The sequence below is a fragment of the Candidatus Eisenbacteria bacterium genome, from assembly GCA_035577985.1.
Classification (GTDB): domain Bacteria; phylum Desulfobacterota; class Binatia; order DP-6; family DP-6; genus DATJZY01.
In genome coordinates this window covers 1-23,208 of sequence record DATJZY010000046.1, presented here as the reverse complement: position 1 = coordinate 23,208, position 23,208 = coordinate 1, and the positions used below count along the sequence as shown (strand labels likewise).

The following is a 23,208-nucleotide window of genomic DNA, read 5'->3' as shown; positions in this document are numbered from 1 at the left end:
GGAGGCTCAAGCCACGGTGCAGAGCACGCGGTGCGCGTCGAGCATGGTGGTGCGGATCGGCACCCCGTGCGGACAGGCCGACCGACATGGGGCAGGGCAGGTGACGCACAGGCTCGCGTCCTTTTCCAGCGCGGCGTAGCGCGACGTCCCTTCCTCGCGCCATCCGTAATCCTTGGCGTACATGCGGTAGCGCAGCACGTCGTTGATCGGCAGGTCGTGCGGGCACGAGTCGAGGCACGCGCCGCAATGCGGCTGGCAGTAGTCGCCCTTGACGAGCTGGTCGTAGCGCTCGAGGCGCGCCGTGTCCTCGGGGCGCAGCGCCGTCCCCGACGCGACCAGGTACTCGTCGACGTGCTCCGGATCCCAGAACGAAACGACGAGGCAGGACACGTTCGGGTTCGAGAGCACCCAGCGGAACGCCGACTGCGAGTACGCACCAGCCTCCTGCTGGAACTCGGCGAGGTTCGTGTGCTTGGCGCCCTTCAGGGTCTTCATCGCCACGACCCCGACGTCGTGCGTCTTCGCCTTCTCGAGGATGTGGCCGAAGCTCGGCCACATGCCGAAGTGGTACGCGAGCATGAGGACGTCGAAACGCCCCGAGTCGATGGCGGCGTTGGCGACCTCCTCCAGATTCGGCGTGTGCGTGGAGACGCCGAGGAAGCGCACCTTGCCCTGCTCCTTCAACCGATCGAACGCCTCGTGGATGTTGGGCGCGAGGAGGCGATCCAACCGATCGCACGAATGGATGTGGATCAGGTCCACGTGATCCGTCTGGAGCCGCTGCAGGCTTCCTTCCACCTCGGCGATGATGTCGCGCACCGGCGTGTCGTTTGGGAGGTGCCCGGTCGGGCGGCAGAACTTCGTCGCCAGGAAGATGCGGTCGCGGTGGCCCTGCATGGCCTCGCCCAGCAGCCGCTCCGAGCCAGCGTCGGAGTAGTCGGGCGACGTGTCGACGTAGGTGACGCCGCGCTCGAAGAGCGCGCGCGGGACGTCGAGGTCGCGAATGCGCGCCGAGCCGAGCGAGATGTCGGACACCATCGCGTTCGTGCGTCCGAGGCGCCGGTAGCCGCGGATGCGCGAGGTGTGCCAGGCGGGATCGGGCGTGGGGGATTCGGTCTCGACCTTGGCGTTGAAGAAGTCCCGTCCGACCGCGAGCCACCCGCGGTTCGGCAGGAAGATGCCCGCCGCACCGCCGACCGTCGCGGCCGCCGCGGCGCCGGTCACGCGCAGCACCGCCCGCCGCGTGGCGCCTCTGGCCGGGGGCTCGGACAGGACGACGACGCGCGAGCCGCCGTCGCACCGCGGGCAGATCGGACGGCGCAGGCGGAAGGTCGCCCCGACGATCGCTACCAGCGCGGTCGCCGCGACGACCCAGAGCCGCCACAACGGCAGTCGCGTACGGTCGTTGCCCTCGACGAGGTCGTGCAGCAGCGGGGCGCCGACGATCGCGCCCACGACCAGGGGGAGCAGCAGGAAGGCCACGACGACGATCCGCCGCGGGCGCACGATGCGCAGCGCCCGGGGGCCGCCACACCTGGTGCACGGGCTCACGATTTCCCTGGTACGCGGCGAACGGCTGCGCGTCAACAATTTGTCCCGGGCACGTCTCAAGTCGCATGCGCGGTGTCCCGATAAAAGCGCTGGAGAGGCGTTTCCAAAGGAGCGATGAGGCCATGATGGATGCGACGACCCTGCAGCAGTTCCGCGCCGACGTGATCGCGCGCAAGAGTCTCCCGACGATCCCGCCGGTGCTCACCGGGATCATCGCGCTGATCGACGACGATCGGACGGGCGCGAAGAAGCTGGTCGAGCTCATCGAGCGGGACCAGGCGCTGACCGCCCGCCTGCTGCGGCTGGCGAACAGCGCCTTCTTCGGCCAGGCGCGGAAGGTCGCCACGATCCCGCAGGCGGTGCTCCTGCTCGGCTTCTCGACGGTGCGCAACCTGGCCCTCGGCGTCAAGGTCTGGGACACGCTCGGCACGGGCGTGTCGCGACGCGAGCTCGAGCAGCTGTGGACGCACGCGGTCGAGGTGGCCGCAGCGGCCCGCGTGCTCGCACGCCAGCAGCGCCAGACCGGCCCGGACGAGGCGTTCACCACGGGGCTTCTTCACGACGTGGGACAGCTCGTGCTCGCCCTGCGGTTCAAGGAGTTCTACTGGGACACCGTCCACAAGGCGACTTCGACCGAGCATCTGGCCGGGCTCGAGCAGTCGAGCCTGGGCGTCGATCACGCGGAGGTCGGGTCCTGGCTGCTCGAGGCGTGGAACCTCCCGCCGGTCATGGTCGAAGCGGTGCGGCGGCACCACGACACCGACGTGCGTACCGGGCTCGCCGGGGTGATCTCGGTGGCGAGCCGCCTCGCGCACCGCACGAACTTCCAGACCGGCGAGCTCGCGCCGGAGGGCGCGCCGATCCTCGAGGCGACCGGCGTCACGCGCGATGCGTGGCAGACGGTCGTGACCGAGGTGGGCCAGACCGGCGCCCTCGTGATGCTGGTGGAGGCCAAGGCGTGAAGCAGACGCCCGCGACGCCCGTCCTGGTGCGGGACTCGCTCGCCGAGGTCGAGACGCAGCGGGACGACCTGCTCGTCTACCTCTCGGCGGCGCGTTCGATCCTGGACGTGTGCGCGGGGGCTCATGGCGTCAAGGCGACCGCGCAGGAGCTGGCGGTCGTGCTGGTCCGCGAGCTCGGCGTCGAAGCGTGCGCGGTCACGCTGCGCGAGCGCGCCGACGCGCCGCTGCGGCTGGTCGGCTTCGCCGCCCAGAGCGATCGCTTCGGCGAGCCGTTCCCGGTGCTGCCCGAGAACGGCTGGGTGACACTCGCGCGTCTCGTCGGCACCGGCGCGGATCCGGTCTGCTTCCGTCGCGACGACGACGGCGGGTTCTCGGCCGTCACACCGACCGCGCTCACGAGCGAGGGCTTCACCGCGCTCCCGTTCTCGGTCGGCGACGAGCGCGACGGCGTGCTCGTGCTGCAGACGATCGTCGCGCCCTCGCAGCTCTTCGGACGCTTGCAGGGCGTCGCGCTGCTGGCCGACATGGTCGGCTACGCGCTCACCATGGCGCGCACCCGCGAAGCGACGCAGCGCCTGTGCGACCGCCTGTCGGGCGACCTCGGCGTCAGCCGGCGCCGCCTCGACGAGCGCGAGCAGACGCTCCGCGCGCGCGAGGACTCGATCACGCGGCTCACGAAGGAGCTCGTCCGCTCGAACAACGTGAAGACGGAGTTCCTCGCCACCGTGTCGCACGAGCTGCGCACACCGCTCAACGCCATCCTCGGCTACACCGAGCTGCTGCACGGCGGCCACATCGGGCCGATCACCGGCGAGCAGAGCGAAGCGATCGGGCGCGTGCTCCGCGCGGCCCACAACCTGCACCTGCGGGTCGAGGACATCCTGTTCTTCGTCCAGATGGACGCCGATCAGGTGATCGTGCGGTCGGAGCCGATCCAGATCGCGCCGATCGTCGACGAGGTGGTGGCCGCGCTCAGCGACCGGCCGTCGGCCTCGGTGGTCGCCCTGCGTACCGAGATCGACCCCGCCGCGCGAACCCTCGTGACCGACGCATCGCTCTTCCGCCGCGTGCTCTTCCACCTGCTCGGGAACGCCTTCAAGTTCACCGAGCGCGGGACCGTCTGGCTGACCATCCGCCCGGCCCCGCGTCCCGAGGACGCCCTCGTCATCGTGCGGGACTCCGGCGTCGGCATCCCGCCCGACCGCCAGCGCGCCATCTTCGACGCGTTCGTGCAGGCCGACGGCTCCGATGCGCGTCGCTTCGACGGCCTCGGCATGGGGCTCGCGCTCGTGCAGCGCGCGGCGCACCTGCTGGGTGGCCAGGTCGACCTCGAGAGCATTCCCGGGGAGGGGAGCGAATTCACCGTGACGCTACCGGGGGCGCTCGCGGCGGAGTCCCACGTTCTGATCGAGACCACCGCTCCCGAGCGCGCGAGCTACTGAGGGTGCGCCGCCCAGCGGGCGTGCAGCGCCTGCTCAGCCCCTGAGCACGGCGGTCGGGCCCGCACGTGCCTGCGCGCCCCGGCCTGACCATGTCGCGTGGCCGGGAACTTGCTTCCTCGATCCGCAGAGGAGGGCGGCGGCCATCAAGCCCTTGGGCCGAGTGATAGAGTTCCCGAGACGGCCGCGCAGGCGGTGGGTGGCCCGCGCGCTGCACTGGCTGCGCTACGGGCCCGACACAGCCGATCCGCGTCCCCCGCAGGACGCGTTGCGGGTGGTCACGCTGCGGAGACATGGCTAGTGGCGGGGACGCGCGAGCGGGCCCTGGACGTCGACCCGGCGGGCGCCGCGGCACGCCTGGCGGAGGTCGCGGAAACCGGCGATCCGGTCGAGGCGATCCTGGTCGTGCGCGGGTCCGTCCGGCCGGTCGAGGGCAGCGGAGGCAGGCGGTGGCGGATGCGGCTCGACGGCGACCACGTGCTGACGTTCCGCGCCGAATGGGTGGTGGCCGCCCGGCGCATTCCGGCGGCGGGTCGCAAGGAGCGAAGGTGAGGTGACGTTCGGGAGCTGACGTCACGCGATCGTGGTCCTCGGTTGGGCCGGCAGGAGGTCATGGTCCCCCCTGACCGCCGGCATGCGTGAGGGCGGCGCCGGACGGCACACGGGTCCGCATTCCCGCGCCGTCTGCCGCCCGATCGCACCAACCGGGGGCCCCGAACCCCGAGCCGACCGGCGCGTGGCGAACGCACGCCGCGGTTGAACCGGCCGGTCGAATGTCTCACAGTGACCCGGTCATGCCCGAGAAGCAGAGCCCGGCGGACGTCCGCCTGTGGCACGACCTCGCCGCCAAGGAGCGCAAGGGCGCTGGCCCGGACCAGCTCGTCTGGCACACCCCCGAAGGAATCGACGTGAAGCCGCTGTGGACGGCGGCCGACGTCGCGGGGATCGACTTCGCCGAAGGCCTGCCGGGCGTCTACCCGTTCGTCCGCGGGCCGCGCGCCACGATGTACGCCGGCCAGCCATGGACCATCCGGCAGTACGCCGGCTTCTCGACGGCCGAGGAGTCGAACGCCTTCTACCGCGCGAACCTCGCCGCCGGGCAGATGGGCCTCTCGGTCGCGTTCGACCTCGCCACCCACCGCGGCTACGACTCGGATCACCCGCGCGTCGTCGGCGACGTCGGCAAGGCGGGCGTCGCGATCGACTCGGTCGAGGACATGAGGATCCTCTTCGACGGCGTGCCGCTCGACAAGATGTCGGTGTCGATGACCATGAACGGCGCCGTGCTGCCGGTGCTCGCGAGCTTCATCGTCGCGGGCGAGGAGCAGGGGGTGGCGCGCGGGAAGCTCACCGGGACCATCCAGAACGACATCCTGAAGGAGTTCATGGTCCGCAACACGTACATCTACCCGCCCACGCCCTCGATGCGGATCGTCGCCGACATCATCGAGTACACCTCGAAGGAGATGCCGAAGTTCAACAGCATCTCGATCAGCGGCTACCACATGCAGGAGGCGGGGGCGACGTGCGATCTCGAGCTGGCGTTCACGATCGCCGACGGGCTCGAGTACGTGCGCGCGGCGTTGTCGAAGGGGCTCGACATCGACCAGTTCGCGGGGCGCCTCTCGTTCTTCTTCGCCATCGGGATGAACTTCTACATGGAGGTGGCGAAGCTGCGCGCGGCGCGCCTGCTCTGGGCGACGCTCGTGAAGAAGCACTTCGCACCGAAGCAGCAGGGCTCGCTCATGCTGCGCACCCACTGCCAGACGTCGGGCGCGAGCCTCACCGAGCAGGATCCCTTCAACAACATCATCCGCACCACGGTCGAGGCCATGGCGGCGGTCTTCGGCGGCACGCAGAGCCTGCACACGAACTCGTTCGACGAGGCGATCGCGTTGCCGACCGACGCCTCGGCGCGCGTCGCGCGCAACACGCAGCTGATCCTGCAGCTCGAGACCGGCATCCCGAAGGTGATCGATCCGTGGGGCGGCTCGTACTTCATGGAGTCGCTGACGCACGCGCTCGCGCGCAAGGCCATCACGCTCATCGACGAGGTCGAAGCCATGGGCGGGATGACGAAGGCGATCGAGGCCGGCTGGCCGAAGCTCCGCATCGAGGAGACGGCGGCGCGGCGGCAGGCGCGCGTCGACCGCGGCGAGGACGTCGTCGTCGGCGTCAACAAGTTCAAGCTCGCCGAGGAGCCCGAGATCGACACCCGCGAGATCGACAACACCGCGGTGCGGGAAGCGCAGGTGGCGCGCCTCGCCAGGATCAAGGCGACGCGCGACGCCGCCGCGTGCCAGCGCGCGCTCGACGCGCTCACGAAGTGCGCCGAGGGCGGGCAGGGGAACCTCCTCGCGCTCGCCGTCGAAGCGGCGCGGGCGCGGGCCACCGTCGGCGAGATCTCGAGCGCGCTCGAGAAGGTGTGGGGGCGCTACGCGGCCGAGATCCGCTCGATCTCGGGCGTGTACGGCGCCTCGTACCAGGACGACGCCGAGTGGAAGGCGCTGCAGGCGGAGATCGCCAAGTTCGCGGGCGAGCAGGGCCGGCGTCCCCGCATGCTGGTCGCGAAGATCGGGCAGGACGGCCACGACCGCGGCGCCAAGGTCATCGCGACCGCGTTCGCCGACCTCGGCTTCGACGTCGACGTCGGCACGCTCTTCCAGACGCCCGAAGAGGTCGCGCGGCAGGCGGTCGAGAACGACGTCCACGCCGTCGGCGTGTCGACGCAGTCGGGTGGCCACAAGACGCTCGTGCCGCAGCTCGTGAAGGAGCTGGAGAAGCTCGGTGCCGGGGACGTGGTCGTGATCGTCGGTGGCATCGTCCCCCCGAAGGACTACGCGATGCTCGAGCAGGCGGGCGTCAAGGCCGTCTTCGGGCCGGGGACGAACATCCCGAAGGCCGCGCGGCGGGTGCTGGCGCTCATTGGTGCCAGCGAGCGCGAGGGGACGCGGCGGTCGGCGTAGCCGGGGGCGGGTCCGCGCGTGTGGGGGCGAGGCTGCGGCTTCGGCTCCGCCGCGCGAGAGCACACACGTAGCGTCACGGCCCTATGTTTCGTCGCGCCGCTTCGCAGGCGCCTCCGCCTCGCCCCCACACGCACGACTCACCACCGCACGCCGCTTCGCTTCGCTCGCTCGCCGACGTGGGAACGAGCGGACGCCGGGAAGGCCTTCGTGACTTCGTCGCCCTTCAATTGGAAGGGATGCCGAAGCGGCGGAGCGGCGGCGGTCGTACGGGACGGGCGGAGGGCGGGCGCGCGGCGGAGCCGAAGCCGAAACCTCGCGCCTGCCCTCCGCCCGTCCCGTTCCCCGCCCCGGCCGCCTTCAGCGCCCGATCACCAGCCCGACCCGCCGTTGTTGATGGGCGGGACGCGTGGGGTGGGGACGGCGCCGGCGCTGGGTTCGCCGACGCGGGGCTCCCGCACCCTGGGCGCATTCACGCCGGGCTTGGTCTCTTCGCCGGTGGGATCACCCGGGTTGTCCGCGCAGCGCTCGCCCGTCGGCTTCCAGGTGCCGGCGGCGCACACCGTCTGCGTGCCGTTCTGACACGTCGTCGAGCCGTTGTTGTAGAAGACGTGATTGTAGGTGCACTGGGTCTCCGCCGCAGCGGCCGTACCCGCAGCCAGCACGCTCAGCGCGAGCACGACGCCCAACATCGTCCGCATGCCTCGTTCCTCCCGGCCGGAGAATACACGGCGGACCGAACCAGTGCACGCTGCTCGTGCGGCTCCGAACGTTGACTCCTGTGCACCGACCTCGTACGCGTCGCACATGGATTTCGGAATGCAGCTCGCGGCGCTGCCCGCGAAGGATCTACTCGAATCGGCCCGCAAGGCGGAGGAGTGGGGCTACGACTCGCTCTACGTGCCCGACCACTGGGCGTACGAGGGACAGGGCGGCGGCGGGCTCGACGACGGCGCCAATGCCTGGGAGGCGACGGCCATGCTCGGCGCCGTCGCGGCGACGACGTCGCGTGCGCGCATCGGCGCGCTCGTCCTGTGCAACCTCTTCCGCCATCCGGCCACGACCGCGCAGGCGACCGTCACGCTCGATCACGTGAGCAGCGGGCGTGCCCTGCTCGGCATCGGATCGGGCTGGACGAAGGCCGAGTTCGAGATGATGGGCATGCCCTTCCCGGACGTGAAGCCGCGCCTGCGCATGCTCGAGGAGGCCGTCCGCGTGGTGAAGTCCCTCTGGACCGAGAAGCGGACGACGTTCACGGGCGAGTTCTATCGCCTGAAGGACGCCTTCATCGTGCCGAAGCCCGTCCAGTCGCCGCATCCGCCCGTCATGCTCGGCGGCAGCGGCAAGGGCATCCTGCGCATCGCCGCACGCGAGGCCGACCACGTGAACGTGATCTCGGATGCCGGCCGGGCGGGGACGATCCTCATGAGCGAGGTCGCGAAGGTGACCGAGGACGCCTTCAAGGCGAAGCTCGACTTCGTGCGCGCCGAGGCGAAGGCGGCCGGGCGCAACCCCGACGCGATCACGTTCTCGAGCACCATCTTCATGCCGATGATCGCCGACGCCGAGTCCGCGGCGCACGGCTTCGCGAGCAACATGGGCGGCGTGTTCGGCCTCTCCGCCGAGCAGGTGATGCGCATGCCGATGGCCCTCATCGGCACGCCCGCGCAGTGCGTCGCGGAGCTGGAACGGCGCGAGCGCGAGTGGGGGACGCGCCACTACATCCTGTCCGGGTTCGGTGGGCCCGCACTCGCCGAGCGGTTTGCGCGCGAGGTGGCGGCGAAGGTCAAGAAGACGAGGTGAGCCGCACGCCCCAGCGGGTGCCATGCGCGGCGCGATGAAGTCGCCGCACGCCTGCGCGAGCTGACGGTGATGCACGACGACAGCGCGGACAGCGGGCCGCGCGATGCCCGTAGATCGGGGGTGCGACGCCGCGCGCCATGGAACACCCGTTGCTCCGCGCGGTCGTCGAGTGAAGGCCGCGGTGCCGAGCGCGTGGCTGGTGGCGATCGTGACGGTGAGCGTTGCGCTCGCCGGCGAGGGCAACGGTGCCCGCCTCGCAGCGGACGCCGTGGCGCTCTGCATGCAAGCGGACACCGTCGAGCGCGCCGAGCGTGCGCCGCTGCTGCGGCGCGGCCTCGCCCTCGCCGAAGAGGCCGTCGTCGCCGACGAGGAGAACGCGCGCGCGCACTTCGCCGTGTTCTGCACGCTCGGCAAGCTGGTCGACCTCGACGGCCTTGGCTGGCGCACGCTCGGGACGGCTGTCCGCGTCCGTCGCGAGGTCGAGCGCGCGGTCGCGCTCGATCCCACCGACGTCGACGCGCTGGTCGGCAAGGGCGTCCTCCTGCTGCGCCTTCCGCGCATGCTGGGCGGCGACTTCGACCAGGGCGTGCTGTGCCTCGAGCGGGCGCTCCGGCTGGATCCGTGGCATGCCGAGGCGCGCGCCCAGCTCCGGCGCCTGCGCGGCGCGAGCGAGCCGGTTGCCCTGGGCGCCGGCCGGACCGAATAGAGCCGTCGAAATCCCGTTGTCGCGCCCCGTCCCTTGGCGTAGTCTACGGGTGGCCGCGACGGAGGGAGAGCACGATGCGCGCGCTGGCCGCTACGCTGATCTTGCTCGGCATGGCACTGCCGGCGTCGGCCAAGATCGTGTGCCCCTCGGGCCGCTTCACGATCAAGACCAGCACGCCGCACGCCCTCGACGCCGCCGAGCTCGTTCTCGGCAAGGGCAGGGCGACCATCTCGGGAACCTGCGGGGCCGTGCGCGCCGGACAGTACCTGCGGGGCACCGGCGCGTGGCTGCTTCGGGTGAAAGCCCGGTGGAACGACTGTGGCGGTCGCCCGGTCACGCTGAAGGCGCAATGGGATCTCCAGAGCGCCGGCTCGTGCCGGCGGCTCGAAGGCACGCTGCGCACGGGAGGCCGGCGCGTATCGTTCGTCGCCGATCGCATTCCCGAATGCGGCAACGGTGTGCGCGAAGGCACGGAGCAGTGCGACGGGAGCGACGGCTCGTTCCTCGGACTCGACTGCTGCGACGCCGAGTGTCACGTGAAGAATTGCCCGGTCCAGTGCGACACGAGCGAGTTCCCGTGCCCGGCCGACGAGATCTGCACGCGCACCTGCGGTTTCAGCGGCTACTGCAGGCCGCGCGCGGAGGTCGACTGCAGCGGGCCGCCCGTCTGCGGCTGCGACGGGCAGGCGACCTACGCGACGCAGTGCGCGGCGTGGGAGGCCGGCGACGGGTTCGGTCACGCCGGCGCGTGTCAGCCGTAGCGCAGCGTCAGCCGGGGTCGCGAAAGTAGGGCCGCGACCGCCAGAACACGACCGCGATCGCCACGAACAGCGCGGCCTGCACGAGGCCGACCAGGATCCCGTGGCCGCGCGGACTGAGCTCGCTCCACACGAGGTGCGCCGCCGCGACCTGCAGCATGTAGAGGGCCGCGCCGACCGGCAGCCATGGCCGCATGCGCCAGAAAGGCAGCGGGGCCGCCACCGCCCGGGTGGCCAGAATCGCCGGAAACACCCCTCGCGCCCCCCAGCGCACTGCGCTTGGGGCCTTCCCCCGTCTCGCTGTCGCCATGGATGGCCTCCGGGCCCGGCAGTTAACACGGGCGGCCGCGCGGAATCTAGCACCTGCTGCATCGGCCGCCGTGCAAAAGGCGATGGACACGGCGACGCCTGCGGCCGTAGCGTCGGGCCACGGTCGCCGTGCATGCGACCGCACGCAGAAGGGAGACAGGTCATGAAACAGTTTGCGCTGGCAGTGGGGCTGCTCGTGCTACCGGCACTCGTGTGCGCGGAGGACGTGTGGCGTTGGAAGGACGCGCAGGGAAAGCTGCACTACTCGAACATCTCCGGGACGGTTCCGGAGGGTGCGAGCGCCGTGAAGACGCAGATCACGATCGAGACCGATCGCCTGCCGGGCGCGCCCAAGGGCCCCGACCTCGTGGTCGCGTCGGGCAGCGTCAGCGACGCCGCGGAGAGCGTTCCGGTTCCCGCGAAACCGCAGGCGAAAGGGCGTACGTGGTATCCGCCGGCGCCGCGTGTCTACAGCGATGCGCGTCTGCGGTTCGGCTGCCTCGCCGGTACCGTGCTCTACAACGGCGGCTTCTCGCACGCCGACGACATCGTGGCCGCCTTCAACTGCATCCCGTATCGCATCGGCGTCCAGGCGTGGCTGAACGCAGCCAGGGCCGAGCTCGCGCTGCGCGAGAACGGCATCAGCGTCAGCGACGTGCTGCGGCTCTACGGCCCGGACTGGGGCATGTAAGCCGCGCCGACTTCTCGAACGTCGAACCGCCGTGCGGGCAGGTGCCCGCGCGGCGGTTTTCGTTTGACGGCATCGATCGGCCTTCCGCGACCGAGGCACGAGGACGACGAGGTCAGGCCGAACAGGGCCAGGCCATGGCGCGCGGAGGACGCGTCCGTTCCCATTGACCCCGCCCGGTACAATTTGATCTCCTCAAGCGGCACTGGGAGGTCGGCCTGATGGTGCTTCATCCGCATTGGTCGCAGTGCATCTGGTTGCTGTCGACGGTGGCGGTCGTGTTGTGGGCGACCCTTGCCCGCGCGGCAACGTTCACCGTGAGCAACACGAATGCGAGCGGCGGCGGCTCGCTCGCCCAGGCGATCATGGACGCGAACGGCGCTTCCGACCTCGACACGATCGAGTTCGCCATCCCGGGCGGGGGCGTGCCGACCATCGTGGCGTCGTTGCCGGCAATCACGCAGCCGGTGACCATCGACGGCACGACGCAGTCGGGCGGCTTCGTCGAGCTTCGCAACGGTGGCGGGACCGCCCTCACCATCAACGGCAACGGCAGCATCGTCCGCGGCATGGTCCTGAACTCCTCGACCACGGGCGTCGCCCTCGGCGCGGCCGCCGGCGGCAACACCATCACCGGGTGTCGGATCGGAACCGATCCCACGGGGACCATGGCGCTCGCGAACCAAATCGGGGTGTTCATCCAGAACCCCTCGGGCGGCAACAACACGATCTCGAACAACCTCATCTCCGGCAACACCCAGACCGGCGTCAGCATCCTCGGCAACGACAACGTCGTCATCGGCAACGTCATCGGGCTCGACGTGACGCAGGCGGACGGCATCGGCGGCGGCACCGGCGTCCTGGTCAACGTCGGCACGGGCAATCGCATCGGCGGCACGCAGCCCGGCGAGGGCAACGTCATCGCAGGATTGACGGGAAGCGGCCTCAGCCTCGCGAACACGACGGTCGCGAACACGGTCGTCCAGGGGAACCGCATCGGCACGAACGCCGCGGGCGATACGGGGCTCGGCATGTCGGGCGGCGTCAACATCGCGAGCGTCACCGGCACCGGCAACGTGATCGGCGGCCCGGACCCGGGAGCGGGCAACCTGATCGTCGCCTCGAGCAGCACCGGCATGCAGGTCTTGAACTCGAGCAACATCACGATCCAGGGCAACACGATCGGCACGGCTGCGCTCCCCAACGCATCACACGGTGTCGACATGGTGGGCGCGGACGGCAACCTGCTCGAGGACAACCTCATCGGCGGCAACGCACAGGCGGGTGTCAACTTCCGCTCGGGGGCGGACGGCAATACGCTTCGGGGCAACGAGATCACCGGCAACGGCGCTGCTGGTATCGCCATCAGCGGTGGGCAGCGCGACCACTTCACCGAGAACGCCATCCACGACAACGGCGGGCTGGCGATCGATCTCGGAGTAACCGGGGTCAACCCGAACGACCCCCAGGACGCCGATGTCGCCCCCGGTCACAACGACGCGCAGAACTACCCGGTGCTGTCGACGGTGTCCGCTTCGCAGGTGACCGGGTCGCTCAACAGCACGCCCGATACCTCCTTCACCGTCGAGCTATTCGCGAACCTCTCGTGCGACGCGAGCGGCAACGGCGAGGGCAGGACGTTCCTCGGCGCCATCCAGCTCATGACCGACGCTTCGGGCGACGGCGGCGTCATGTTCGCGCTGCCGCCCGAGGTCGCAGGCCAGTTCATTACCGCCACCGCGACCGACCCGAACGGGAACACCTCGGAATTCTCCGCCTGCACCGGTGCCGTGCCGACCACCACGACGACGACGAGCCCCACGACGACCTCCACGCAGCCGACGACCTCGACGACGACCACGACCAGCACGACCTCCACGACCACGACGGTACCGTCCACGACCACCACCACGACCTCGAGCACCACGACGACGTCGACGACGTCCACGACCGCGACGACCACGACGGTAGCGTCCACGACCACCACCACGACCTCGAGCACCACGACCACGTCGACGACGTCCACGACCAACACGTCGAGCAGCGTGACCTCGTCTTCGGCGCCGCCCACGACGACCACGAGCAGGAGCACGACCACCACCACCACGCTCGGAGGGACGTGTGCGACCGAGCCGGTCGCGCCCACTTTCCGCTCCCTCAACTGCCGGCTCGCCGCGCTCCTCGATCAGGTGGTTGCGGCGTCCGACCTGGGGTCGTTTCAGGGCCGCCTGCGCCGACTGCTCGAGAAGGCCAAGGAGCACGAGGAGCAGGCCGAGGAGTCATGCCGCACGCCGGATACGCGCCGCTCCAGGAAGCTCTTGAAGCAGGCGTTCCGGGACACGATGAAGGTGACGCAAGCGCTCCGCTCGCTGCGGGCGAGGAAATCGCTCGCGCCGACGCTGCGCGGTCAGCTGCTCGAGGCGGCGAACGGCATCCAGGCCGATCTCCGCCGGCTCAAGCTCGGTGTCCATTGCCCGCAGGACGCGGGGTAGACGGCGACCTTCGACTCGAACGTCGAACCGCCGTGAGGGCATGTCCCCGCACGGCGGTTTTCACCGCAAGGCGAGCGGCCCTTGGCGGAGCTCAAGCAGGCGATGGGGGGTCGCGCCGTCAGCTGCGTGGCCGGGCGAAGGTGTGGGGCGAGTGGGATCTGGTCGCGGTCGCCTGCGACCTGCGCCGCCTGGTCTCGCTCGGGGTCGCGCCGGCATGAGGGGGACGATGGCCCCGCCGACCGGCCCTCGTCCCCGCCGCGTCGGCGTGCGGGCGTCCCTCGTGTGCCGCGCCAGCTTCGCTGGCCGCGGCATGCCGGTCGCGCGTGCCACGACCGCGCCACTCTCGCGTCCGGCTTCGACCCAAGACGTAGTCTTGGGTCGACTTCCTAGTGGTGTCCGTGGCGGTAGTACCGCTTCGCGTGGCCGGGTGGGACCCGGTAGTAGCGGTACGGCACGACGCGCACCGGGCGCGGCACGCGTGCGTAGTCGACGTACGTCCACGGCCCGTTGTACGCCGACGCGACGAACCACGCGCCGTCGTTGTACGTGTAGTAGCTGCCGCCGTAGGCGAAGAAGTTCACGGACAGCTCGGGTGCGTACTGCACGACCGGCGTCGCCGGCACGGCGACCAGGCGCGGCGGTGCCGGAATGACGAACGCGGGCGGCGGTGGCACGCCGACGTTGATCCCCACGTGCACGTCCGCGGCATATGCAGCGCCGGCAAGGGCGAGCGCAGCCAGGGTCGATCTCACGATGCTTCGCATGTAGCTCCTCCCGGACGACTGCGAAGCAAGGCGAGGGCCACGTCCGTCCAGCGGGACCGCGCACGCGCAGCGCGTGCGCTTTCGGGGCATTTCGTCGCCCCGATTGTACGTTCGACAATCGCGGGGTTACGTCACGCCGACCGACGCGCGAGCTCGGGCGAGGTCGGGGCGCGACGTGTGGCGACGCGACGATCGGCGATGGCGCACAGACCATCCGACTCGATGCCCAGCGGTCCGTTGATCAGGTTGAAGTAGTTCTCGACCGCATTCAGCCACGTGATGCCGACGATCTGCCGGTCGTCGAAATGCGCCCTCAGCGCCGCGAACGTCTCGTCCGAGACGCGGCGGTCGCGCGTGGCCTCTTCGACGTAGGCGAGCGCGGCGCGCTCGGCGTCGGTGAACAGGGCGCTCGTCCGCCACTCGTGCACGGCGTCGACCTTCTCGAGGGTCAGACCTCGATAGGTTGCCATGGCGCGACCGATGTCGAGGCAGAAGCTGCACCCGTTCATGGCCGCGACGCGCGATTGCAGCAGCAGCTGTAGCTCGGGTGGGATGCCGTGCCCGCCGCCGAGCCCCCAGTAGATGCCTAGTTGCGCGGCGATCGTGCGCGGCAGGCGCGCGAAGACCACCTGATACGGCGTGAGCGTTCTTCCGAACTGCTGCCGGAACGCCCAGTCGAGAAGTCGCAGTACCGTGTTGCGAGTCGATTCGATCGGTGCGAGCCGCATGAAGCCTCCGTGAATGGAGGACGCTGCAGCAACGCGATTCGTGACACCGTACCCTACTTGACGATGGGGCGACTCGGGGTAATGGTCGATGCATGCGGATCGCAACGACGACATGGGTGGTCGGATCGATCGTACTCGGTATCGTTGCGTGGACCGCCCCGCTCGCGTGGGGCCTCCCGTGCAACAAGGCGTGCGCGCCCATGGTAGCCGCATGCCGGAGCACGGACTGTGCGAGTCTCACCGGGCGCGCGAAGCGACAGTGCAAGAAGCGCTGCGCGAAGAGCATCGTCCACGACTGCTTCGCCGATCTCAGCGTCTGCGGAGCCACGCAAGCGCGGCCGACGAAGCCCGCCCCGGGTGGCTCGGGTTCCGGCGGCGGCTGGTAGCGCGGGAACGATCCGCTCCCCGATCGTGCTCGGACGATCGCGCGGGTGGGCATCGGCGGCGCTTCTGGCGACCGTCGTCGCGTGCGGTCCCGAGCCGCGCCAGGCGGAGGACCCGCGTGGGCCGGCGCTGGAACGCCTGCGAGCCTTCGAGACGACCCGCCGGAACCAGACCGATCTTCGCCGGCTCCGCGCCGCCGACGCGGGACCCGATCCGGTAGCGGTCGCACGCCTCCCCGAAAGCTCACGTCTCGTCGGTCTCCTGCGCGGTCGCTCCTCGATCGTCGTGCTCGACGCCGACGGTGGCGAGCTGCAGCGGCTCGGCGCGCCCGCATCGCCATCGGGTCTCGCGACGAGCCCCGCCGGCGACGTCTTGGTCTCCGGTGAGCAGGCGTCGGAGATCGCACGCTACGCCGTTCACGACGGTCGGCTCGAGCCGGCCGGCTCCATCCCGCTGGGCGGAGCGCGCTCCATCCGCGCGATCGCACATGGCCCCGAGAACGTGCTCCACGTGGTCGAGGACCACGATCACCGGCTCCTCACGATCGCGCTGCGCGACGGCACGATCGTCGCGGGAGCCGACGAGCCGATCGGGCTGGGGCCGCGCTCGGTTCTGCGGATCCCGCACCATGTCGTCGTCGACTGCGTCCTGTCGCACGAGGTGGTCGTTCTGCCCGTCGACGAGCGTGGCGTGCCGCGTCCGGCGGACGCCGTGCGCATCGTCCACGACGGTCCCATCTGGGCGGTCGACGCCGTCGAGCAAGATGGTGACGTGCTGCTCGCCTTGGGCGGCGTCGAGGATCATCCGCTCGACCGGCGGCAGGGATCGTTCGGCTACATCGACTCGTTCGCGTGGGTGTACCGCCTGCCGCCCGGCGGACCCGCCGAGCGCCTCGGGGTCGTGAACGTGTCCGCTCTCGGCGTCGTCACGCCGAAGGTCGTCGCGCTGCGGCTCACGGGTGACGTCGTGGGCGTGCGGACCGTCGGATACGGGGCCGCGCCGGCAGCGGACCTCGAGTGGACCGCGCCGCGACCGACGCGCAAGGGCGTCTGGCCGCGCCCCGACGTCGCGACGCGCACGTTCGTTCCGGGCTGCGTCGGCGAGGCCCTCCTCGACGACGGGCGGCGGGTGCTCGCGAATCCGCTCCTCGATGCGTGGATCGTCGACGACGGCGGCGCGCCGCGCGTCGTGCCCGTTCCGGATGGCGAGCCACCACGCAGCGTCGAGTCGCGCGTCGGCGAAGCGCTCCTCTTCACGACCCTCATGGCGCCGTGGAACCGCACCAAGGGATCGCTCAGCCGCTTCACCTGCGAGACCTGCCACCTCGACGGCGTGGTCGACGGTCGCATCCACGATCCCGGCCGCGGCAACCTGCACGTGACGACGAAGCCGCTCCTCGGCCTCTTCAACAACCGGCCGTACTTCTCGCGCGCGCTCGATTCCGACCTGACGTCCGTCGCGCACAACGAGTTCCGCGTCGCCGGCCTCCGCAGCCGTCACGATCCGTGGTTCTCGATCGGCATCGCGGAGGCGCCGTGGCTCGCGCATCTGGGCGTCGGAGCGCAGCCGCTCGGTCCCGAGGAGCTGCGGCGGGCGCTCATGGTCTTCCTCATGGGATTCGGCCCGCGCCCGAATCCCTCGGTGCTCGGTCGCCCGTCGTGGACGGCCGAGGAGCGCCGCGGCGCCGAGGTCTTCCGCGACCGCTGCGAGCCCTGCCACCAGGCGCGCCTCGCGACCGACGTCGCCGCCTCGCGCGTGCCCTTCGGCGAGTGGGAGCGGCTCGTCATGTCGCCCGACGGTCCCGTCGTATGGGCGTGCGACGCCTACGCGCAGACCGGCATCGAGCCCTACGTGCACGAGCGCGGCGCGCGCGTCCCGTCGCTGCGGCGCTTGTATCGGAAGCGCCCCTACTTCACGAACGGCTCGGCGCGTGACCTCGACGCGGTACTCCTGCGCGCCCGCTTCGCGGGCGACGAGTTCTGGCACGACCGATCCGACCTCGGTCCCGACGCGGGCCTCGACGCGCGCGAGCGCCGCGCGCTGCTGGCGTTCCTCGACCTGCTCTGACTGGCGCTCTCGCTCACCCGGCCCGCGCGGGCGCCCCGACCGCGACCACGTGGCGCCCGTAGAGGAGCTCGAAGAGCGGCGACGCCATGAGCGTCGTCACGAGCGCCATCACCACCATGATGGTGAAGAGCGTGGGCGTGATGACGCCCCGCTCGAGGCCGATGTTGAGGATGATGAGCTCCATCAGGCCGCGCGCATTCATGAGGACACCGATCGTGATCGCCTCGCGCCAGGCCTCGCCGGCGGCGCGCGCGGCGGCGAGGCACGCGAGCCCCTTGCCCGCGACGGCGATCGCGAGGACGAGGAGCGCAATCCCCCACAGGTGCGCGGAGTCGAGGAGCCCGATGCGCGTGTTCAAGCCCGAGTAGACGAAGAACACGGGGAGGAAGAAGGTCGTCGTCAGCAGGTCGACGTGCGCCGTCACCTCGCGGGCGAACGCGCCGCGCGGCATGGCGACGCCGGCGATGAAGGCGCCGAAGACGGCGTAGATGCCGATGGCGTCGGTCGCCCAGGCCGAGAGCATCAGCACGAAGAGCGCCGTCACCATGGTCGGGGGCGTGAGCCCGCCGTCGCGCTGGACGCGCCGGCCGAGAGGGACGAGGAGGCGGCGGCCGATGGTGAGCATGAAGACGCAATAGAGGGCCGCGCCCGCGATCGTCTTGACGGCGGTCGCCGCCGAGCCCTCGATCTGGGAGAGCACGACGGCGAGCAGACACCACGCGAGCGCGTCGTCGCTCGCGCCGGCCGCGAGCGTCAGCGTTCCGAGGCGCGTGCGGGCGATGCCCTTCTCGTGGATGATCCGCGCCAGCATAGGAAAGGCGGTGATCGACATGGCCGCGCCGAGGTAGAGCGCTCCCGTCATGACGCTCACCTCGGGCGCGAACAGATCCGCGTCGTCGCGCAGCGCGACGCCCGCGAGCATGCCCAGAATGAGCGGCACCGTGACGCCCGTCCACGAGACGAGCACCGCGCCGCGCACCCGCCCCAGGATGAGGCCGACGTCGAACTCGAGGCCGATCATGAACATGTAGAGGACCAGCCCGACCTGGCTGATCGCGTACAGCACGGGCATCGACGCCTTGGGGAAGAGCCAGGCCTGCGCCTGTGGCGCGACGAGCCCCAGCAGCGACGGCCCGAGCAGCACGCCGGCCACCATCTCGCACACGACCTGCGCCTGTCCGAGACGGCTCCCGACCAGGCCGACGAGCCGACAGACCGCGAGGATCACGGCGAGCTGGAAGAAGAGCTTCAGGACGAGGTCGAAGTTCGACACGCCCGCGGAGCTATAGCCGAGTGTCTCGATGCCGGACCAGCCCCTCGGCGGCAAAACGACGCAACCCGCGCAGCGTCGGTGCGGCCCCGCACTTGCGTGGGCACGAACGACCGCAAGCGCCGGATTCCTTCGCACGTGCTGTGCTCGCCGAGCATCGGTGCCGACGTGTTCAGGACCTGTTCGTGCGCAACGCGGTAGAGATCGTGTTCCAACCTTGCTATGTTCCCGCACTCGCTCGCCGCGTCCGGTCGAGCGCAAGAGGAGTGTGATGAAAAAAGATGTCGTGATCGTTGGCGGAGGCCCCGGCGGCTCCGCGTCCGCGATGTTCCTCATCCGCGAAGGCATCAAGCCGCTCATCATCGAAGCCGAGACCTTCCCGCGCTACCACATCGGCGAATCGATGACCGGCGCGGCCGGTCAGGTCATGCGGGAGCTCGGCTTCGAAGAGGAGATGATCAAGCGCAAGCATCCGGTGAAGCAGGGCGTCAACGTCTACGGCCAGAGCAAGCAGGGTTCGTGGTGGGTTCCCGTCACCGGCCGCGACAAGAACTGGCAGTTCTTCGACTGGAACACCTGGCAGGTGCGCCGCAGCGACTCCGACAAGATGATGCTCGACGAGGCCCGCGCGCGCGGCGCCGAGTTCCTCGCCGGCAAGGCGCTGGCGCCGCTGCGCAACGACGACGGCTCGGTGCGCGGCGTGAAGGTGCGGGCCAACGACGGTGGCACGCTCGACATCGAATCCGAGATGCTCCTCGACTGCTCCGGTCAGGCCACCTGGCTGGCGAACCTGGGCGGCATCACCGGCCCGAAGTACCTGGGCGCCTACGACAAGCAGATCGCCATCTTCTCGCAGGTCCGCGGCACGATCCGCGACGACGGGGGCACGCGCAAGGACCACCCCGACAACACGCTCATCTTCTATCAGAAGAAGTACCACTGGTCGTGGTTCATCCCGCTCGACGACGACGTCGTCAGCGTGGGCGTCGTGATCCCGTCGGCCTACTTCCTCGAGCAGAAGGAGACGCCGCGGCAGTTCCTCACCCGCGAGCTCCACGAGCTGCACCCCGAGCTCAAGCGCCGCATTCCCGAGGTCGACTTCGTCGAGGACGTGCACGTCATCCCGAACTACTCCTTCCAGGTGAAGAACTTCACCGGCAAGGGGTTCATGTGCATCGGCGACGCGCACCGCTTCATCGACCCCATCTTCTCGTTCGGTCTCACGGTGACGATGCGCGAGGGGCAGATGGCGGCACCGCTCATCCGCGCGTACCTCGAAGGGAAGGGGCGCGACGAGGCGAATCCGTTCGCCGCGCATCAGCTCGAGTGCGAGAAGGGAATCGACGTGCTCGAGGACGCGCTCGACTGCTTCTGGGAGCACCCGCTCGCCTTCGGCCTGTTCGTCCACAGCCGCTACACCGAGTACATGCCCGACATGTTCGCCGGCCGGATCTACGGCTTCGAGCACCAGCCGTCGCCCGCCATCGACGCGTGCCGGAAGATTCTCGGACGCGAGGGCCAGCGAGAGAAATCCTACGAGAACGAGGACATCTACTCGGTGCCGATCGGCTCGCGGTATCATCCGGAGCGGGCGCCGATCTGGGAGGTGGGCTCGGCGGTCGAGACGACGGAGACCTGGCTCGGCCCGCGCTGAGCACGGTCGTGCACGGACCTCGACATCCTGGGATCGCGGTCGCCGGTCGTCTCCTCTTCACGCTCATCTTCTTCCTCTCCGGCATCACGCACTTCACGCGCCTCGACCACTACGTGGAGCTGATGCCCGCGGCGATCCCGTGGCGGCCGTTCTGGGTCGCCATCTCGGGCGTCGTCGAGCTCGCCGGCGCGGCGCTCATCGCCGTCAATCGCTACGCGCGCGTGGGAGGCTGGCTCATCACGCTCTTCCTCGTGCCGGTCACGGTGACCGTCCACGGCGTCGCGATGGCGACCGCGACCGACCAGAGAATGGCCGACATCCAGACGTCGTTCTTCCTGAAGGGGCTGGCGATGATCGGCTGCGCGCTGCTGATCACGCAGCTCGGGGTGGGCTCGGAGGAACGCTAGACGTCGCCCGGCGTGCTGGGGCCGTGGCCGTTCGACGACGGCTTCACCTTGTAGCTCACCTTGCTCGTCTCGCCGCCGGCGTCGAGGAGGATCTTCCCCGATACCTTGCGCGTGCGGAACTTCGTCTTGGTGTCCCACGACGGCCCCGAGCCGCCGCACGCGCCCGACGTCCCGCCGCGGACGCGATGGCCCTTCGAGTCGAGCGAGAGCTGTCCCAGGATCGGATCGCTGATGTCGAGCGTCAGGGATTTGGTCGTGAAGTCGATGCCCGGTGTCAGCATGAGCGTGCCGGTGAGCATCGGCTCCCCGCAGCCGAACGGATCGCCCGTGACCTCGTAGAAGGCGTAGCCGAAGCCGGGGTACTCCATCACCGTCACGCGCGCGGTGCCCGACGTGCCCGCCTTCTTGTTGGTCCACGTGCCCTCCCACGTGCCGGCCTGCGGCCCGCGGGAGCGCTTGCCGGTGCGGATGGCCTCGGACTGCGGCGCACATGCGCCGAGCAGGGCGCACGCACACATCACGGCGAGGAATCGTTTCGTGGTCGTCATGGCGCACGCGTAGCAGCGCGCGGCGCGTGCGAACATCGCACGAATTGGGGAGGTGGGGCCGGGCTAGCGGGCGAGCGCCCGGGCCACCTCGCCGGTTGCGGCCGGTTCACGACCGAGGCCACGGGCTTCGGTGCGCGCGGCGAGCGTCGCGAGCACGACGGGCTGCACGAGTCGCGCCATGTGCGCGGCGCCGCGTGCGTTGAAGTGCCCGATCGGATCGCGGAGCTCGCGCGACCGCAGCGCCTCGTGCAGGTCGAGGAACGTGCCACCCGCTCCCTCGACCGCCTCGCGCAGGACGCCGAAGCGCTCGGCGTAGACGGCCGGGTCGTAGCCGATGGTCGCCGCCATCTGCTGCCACGCGAGAGGCGTGCCGACCACGATCACGGACGTTCCGCGTCGGGTTGCGAGCCGCACGGTGGCGGCCATCATCCGAACCGTCGGCTGGCTCGGGGTCACGGCGACGTTGGAGGCGTACAGGATGCGAAAGCGGCGCAGCTCGGCGCCGGCGGCCGAGCGGCGGCTGCGAAGCGGTCCCAGCCGATCCCATACCGACGCGTCACGGACGAGGGCACGGCCGCCGGCCCACCAGTACGCGACCTGTTCCATCGCCGGGACGTCGAAGGCCTGGGCGAGCAGAAGGCGCGGCACGGTGAGGCCGCGCTCGGCCATGGGCAGCAGGATCGTTGCGGGGATGTCGGCTGCCGGCAGGTACGACGCGAGATCGCCGAAGTCGCGGTTCGGAAGCGGGTCGTTGCTGGCGACGGGCGCGGGCGCCGAGAAGTAGCGGAGATGCGCGACCAGCACGAGGACGTCGGGCCGCAGCCGCCCCAGCACGGCCGGCGTCAGGAGGTAGAACGGATAGAAGTCGAGACCGAGGCCGGCGACGACGCGCGAGCGGATCCCGCGGCGCTCGAGGGCCGGCGCCATCTCCTGCGGGTACGACGGGATCGGCAGCGCGACGACGGTGGAGTCGCCGAGCCAGACGACGGTCTCGCGCAGCGCGGCCTCGGCCGGGCTCCACGGGTCGAAACCCGCCGCGACGAACGCGCGATGGGAGTACGCTTCGCGTCCCTGGTGATCGACGCGCGGACCCAGCCGGGCGAGCGCCAGCGTCGCCGCGACGACGAGCGCGGCCGCCCACACCGCGAGGATGCGCGCCACGCGGCCCATCGCGCGCGCATGGTAGGAGCATGGCGGGCGCCACGGCAAGGAGCGCGCGGTGGAGCCGCGCCGGCCGGCCGTGTAGAACCCGGCGAGGATGGCTCGACGCGACGAGGCCGCGAGCGCGCGCCCCCAGCCCGACGCCGGGTCGGTGGAGGCGCTGGCCCGCGAGCTGCGCGCCGGCAACCGCCGGGCGCTCGCCAAAGCGATCACGCTGGTCGAGAGCACCCGCGCCGATCACGAGGCGTCGGCGCAGCGCCTGCTCGAGCTGCTGCTCCCGCACACCGGCAACGTGGCGCGGGTCGGCATCACGGGCGCCCCGGGGGTCGGCAAGAGCACGTTCATCGAGGCCTTCGGCCTCCATCTCATCGCGCAGGGCAAACGCGTCGCCGTGCTCGCCGTCGACCCGTCGAGCACGCGCTCGGGGGGTAGCATCCTCGGTGACAAGACGCGCATGGCACACCTCTCGGTCGCGCCCGAGGCGTTCATCCGGCCGAGCCCCTCGGGCGGGTCGCTCGGGGGGGTCGCACGCCGCACGCGGGAAGGCATGCTGG

At 70.5% G+C, this 23,208-nt stretch carries 21 protein-coding genes; 13 read left to right on the top strand and 8 right to left on the bottom strand.

Going from position 1 to position 23,208, the window contains the following annotated elements:
* Positions 1 to 6: 6 nt before the first annotated feature.
* The gene (locus VMS22_07935; protein ID HXJ33959.1) at positions 7 to 1,551 is read right to left on the bottom strand and encodes an aldo/keto reductase; all 1,545 of its coding nucleotides are present in this window, start codon (positions 1,549 to 1,551) and stop codon (positions 7 to 9) included.
* A 125-nt stretch (positions 1,552 to 1,676) separates the two neighbouring features.
* On the opposite strand from VMS22_07935, the gene VMS22_07930 reads away from it, so the two are divergent.
* The 4 genes from VMS22_07930 (at position 1,677) to scpA (ending at position 6,918) form a co-directional block, all read left to right on the top strand.
* A complete protein-coding gene (locus VMS22_07930; GenBank protein HXJ33958.1) occupies positions 1,677 to 2,513 on the top strand; it encodes an HDOD domain-containing protein in 837 nt (278 codons plus the stop codon).
* The gene (locus tag VMS22_07925) at positions 2,510 to 3,955 is read left to right on the top strand and encodes a HAMP domain-containing sensor histidine kinase (protein ID HXJ33957.1); all 1,446 of its coding nucleotides are present in this window, start codon (positions 2,510 to 2,512) and stop codon (positions 3,953 to 3,955) included. Before VMS22_07930 ends, VMS22_07925 begins: the two co-directional genes overlap by 4 nt.
* Positions 3,956 to 4,252: 297 nt before the next feature.
* A complete protein-coding gene (locus VMS22_07920; GenBank protein HXJ33956.1) occupies positions 4,253 to 4,504 on the top strand; it encodes a hypothetical protein in 252 nt (83 codons plus the stop codon).
* Between the two features lie 242 nt (positions 4,505 to 4,746).
* Complete coding sequence (gene scpA, locus VMS22_07915; protein HXJ33955.1) at positions 4,747 to 6,918, top strand: methylmalonyl-CoA mutase; 2,172 nt, start codon at positions 4,747 to 4,749, stop codon at positions 6,916 to 6,918.
* A 368-nt stretch (positions 6,919 to 7,286) separates the two neighbouring features.
* On the opposite strand, the gene VMS22_07910 is transcribed toward scpA, so the two are convergent.
* Positions 7,287 to 7,616 (bottom strand): hypothetical protein, encoded by a 330-nt coding sequence (locus VMS22_07910; protein ID HXJ33954.1) that lies wholly within the window; start codon positions 7,614 to 7,616, stop codon positions 7,287 to 7,289.
* A gap of 106 nt (positions 7,617 to 7,722) precedes the next feature.
* Between VMS22_07910 and VMS22_07905 the strand changes: the two genes are divergently transcribed.
* From VMS22_07905 to VMS22_07895, 3 genes are all read left to right on the top strand, one after another.
* Positions 7,723 to 8,718 carry an LLM class flavin-dependent oxidoreductase gene (locus tag VMS22_07905; GenBank protein ID HXJ33953.1) on the top strand — a complete coding sequence of 332 codons (996 nt, stop codon included), beginning with the start codon at positions 7,723 to 7,725 and terminating at the stop codon, positions 8,716 to 8,718.
* 169 nt (positions 8,719 to 8,887) lie between these two features.
* Entirely contained in the window at positions 8,888 to 9,424 is a 537-nt protein-coding gene (locus VMS22_07900) for a hypothetical protein (protein HXJ33952.1), read from the top strand.
* A 74-nt stretch (positions 9,425 to 9,498) separates the two neighbouring features.
* Positions 9,499 to 10,185: a hypothetical protein gene (locus VMS22_07895; protein HXJ33951.1), complete on the top strand. Its 687-nt coding sequence runs from the start codon at positions 9,499 to 9,501 to the stop codon at positions 10,183 to 10,185.
* Between the two features lie 7 nt (positions 10,186 to 10,192).
* Here the strand turns inward: VMS22_07895 and VMS22_07890 are convergent, their stop codons facing one another.
* A complete protein-coding gene (locus VMS22_07890; GenBank protein HXJ33950.1) occupies positions 10,193 to 10,435 on the bottom strand; it encodes a hypothetical protein in 243 nt (80 codons plus the stop codon).
* A gap of 219 nt (positions 10,436 to 10,654) precedes the next feature.
* On the opposite strand from VMS22_07890, the gene VMS22_07885 reads away from it, so the two are divergent.
* On the top strand, positions 10,655 to 11,182 hold the full coding sequence (locus VMS22_07885) for a DUF4124 domain-containing protein (protein HXJ33949.1): 528 nt from the start codon (positions 10,655 to 10,657) through the stop codon (positions 11,180 to 11,182).
* 218 nt (positions 11,183 to 11,400) lie between these two features.
* On the top strand, positions 11,401 to 13,671 hold the full coding sequence (locus tag VMS22_07880) for a right-handed parallel beta-helix repeat-containing protein (protein HXJ33948.1): 2,271 nt from the start codon (positions 11,401 to 11,403) through the stop codon (positions 13,669 to 13,671).
* Positions 13,672 to 14,057: 386 nt separating this feature from the next.
* Here the strand turns inward: VMS22_07880 and VMS22_07875 are convergent, their stop codons facing one another.
* Together VMS22_07875 and VMS22_07870 are read right to left on the bottom strand one after the other, a co-directional pair.
* On the bottom strand, positions 14,058 to 14,435 hold the full coding sequence (locus VMS22_07875) for a hypothetical protein (protein ID HXJ33947.1): 378 nt from the start codon (positions 14,433 to 14,435) through the stop codon (positions 14,058 to 14,060).
* Between the two features lie 131 nt (positions 14,436 to 14,566).
* The gene (locus VMS22_07870) at positions 14,567 to 15,163 is read right to left on the bottom strand and encodes a carboxymuconolactone decarboxylase family protein (GenBank protein HXJ33946.1); all 597 of its coding nucleotides are present in this window, start codon (positions 15,161 to 15,163) and stop codon (positions 14,567 to 14,569) included.
* Between the two features lie 357 nt (positions 15,164 to 15,520).
* On the opposite strand from VMS22_07870, the gene VMS22_07865 reads away from it, so the two are divergent.
* On the top strand, positions 15,521 to 17,614 hold the full coding sequence (locus VMS22_07865) for a hypothetical protein (protein ID HXJ33945.1): 2,094 nt from the start codon (positions 15,521 to 15,523) through the stop codon (positions 17,612 to 17,614).
* Positions 17,615 to 17,627: 13 nt separating this feature from the next.
* Here the strand turns inward: VMS22_07865 and VMS22_07860 are convergent, their stop codons facing one another.
* Complete coding sequence (locus tag VMS22_07860; protein HXJ33944.1) at positions 17,628 to 18,887, bottom strand: cation:proton antiporter; 1,260 nt, start codon at positions 18,885 to 18,887, stop codon at positions 17,628 to 17,630.
* Positions 18,888 to 19,155: 268 nt separating this feature from the next.
* Between VMS22_07860 and VMS22_07855 the strand changes: the two genes are divergently transcribed.
* Together VMS22_07855 and VMS22_07850 are read left to right on the top strand one after the other, a co-directional pair.
* On the top strand, positions 19,156 to 20,538 hold the full coding sequence (locus VMS22_07855) for an FAD-dependent monooxygenase (protein HXJ33943.1): 1,383 nt from the start codon (positions 19,156 to 19,158) through the stop codon (positions 20,536 to 20,538).
* A gap of 8 nt (positions 20,539 to 20,546) precedes the next feature.
* Complete coding sequence (locus VMS22_07850) at positions 20,547 to 20,945, top strand: DoxX family membrane protein (GenBank protein HXJ33942.1); 399 nt, start codon at positions 20,547 to 20,549, stop codon at positions 20,943 to 20,945.
* Here the strand turns inward: VMS22_07850 and VMS22_07845 are convergent.
* Both VMS22_07845 and VMS22_07840 read right to left on the bottom strand, forming a co-directional pair.
* Entirely contained in the window at positions 20,942 to 21,493 is a 552-nt protein-coding gene (locus tag VMS22_07845) for a hypothetical protein (GenBank protein ID HXJ33941.1), read from the bottom strand. The genes VMS22_07850 and VMS22_07845 overlap by 4 nt on opposite strands.
* A gap of 63 nt (positions 21,494 to 21,556) precedes the next feature.
* A complete protein-coding gene (locus VMS22_07840; protein HXJ33940.1) occupies positions 21,557 to 22,663 on the bottom strand; it encodes a hypothetical protein in 1,107 nt (368 codons plus the stop codon).
* An 88-nt stretch (positions 22,664 to 22,751) separates the two neighbouring features.
* Here VMS22_07840 and VMS22_07835 point away from each other — a divergent pair.
* The coding region (locus VMS22_07835) for a methylmalonyl Co-A mutase-associated GTPase MeaB (GenBank protein ID HXJ33939.1) at positions 22,752 to 23,208 on the top strand (457 nt) is incomplete at its 3' end.

What these genes read in the sequence shown, in the direction of transcription:
- VMS22_07930 (HXJ33958.1), top strand. Translation starts at nt 1,677, where the DNA reads ATGGATGCGACGACCCTGCAGCAGTTCCGCGCCGACGTGATCGCGCGC.
- scpA (HXJ33955.1), top strand. Translation starts at nt 4,747, where the DNA reads ATGCCCGAGAAGCAGAGCCCGGCGGACGTCCGCCTGTGGCACGACCTC.
- VMS22_07910 (HXJ33954.1), bottom strand. Translation starts at nt 7,616, where the DNA reads ATGCGGACGATGTTGGGCGTCGTGCTCGCGCTGAGCGTGCTGGCTGCG.
- VMS22_07905 (HXJ33953.1), top strand. Translation starts at nt 7,723, where the DNA reads ATGGATTTCGGAATGCAGCTCGCGGCGCTGCCCGCGAAGGATCTACTC.
- VMS22_07895 (HXJ33951.1), top strand. Translation starts at nt 9,499, where the DNA reads ATGCGCGCGCTGGCCGCTACGCTGATCTTGCTCGGCATGGCACTGCCG.
- VMS22_07885 (HXJ33949.1), top strand. Translation starts at nt 10,655, where the DNA reads ATGAAACAGTTTGCGCTGGCAGTGGGGCTGCTCGTGCTACCGGCACTC.
- VMS22_07880 (HXJ33948.1), top strand. Translation starts at nt 11,401, where the DNA reads ATGGTGCTTCATCCGCATTGGTCGCAGTGCATCTGGTTGCTGTCGACG.
- VMS22_07875 (HXJ33947.1), bottom strand. Translation starts at nt 14,435, where the DNA reads ATGCGAAGCATCGTGAGATCGACCCTGGCTGCGCTCGCCCTTGCCGGC.
- VMS22_07870 (HXJ33946.1), bottom strand. Translation starts at nt 15,163, where the DNA reads ATGCGGCTCGCACCGATCGAATCGACTCGCAACACGGTACTGCGACTT.
- VMS22_07855 (HXJ33943.1), top strand. Translation starts at nt 19,156, where the DNA reads ATGAAAAAAGATGTCGTGATCGTTGGCGGAGGCCCCGGCGGCTCCGCG.
- VMS22_07845 (HXJ33941.1), bottom strand. Translation starts at nt 21,493, where the DNA reads ATGACGACCACGAAACGATTCCTCGCCGTGATGTGTGCGTGCGCCCTG.
- VMS22_07840 (HXJ33940.1), bottom strand. Translation starts at nt 22,663, where the DNA reads ATGGGCCGCGTGGCGCGCATCCTCGCGGTGTGGGCGGCCGCGCTCGTC.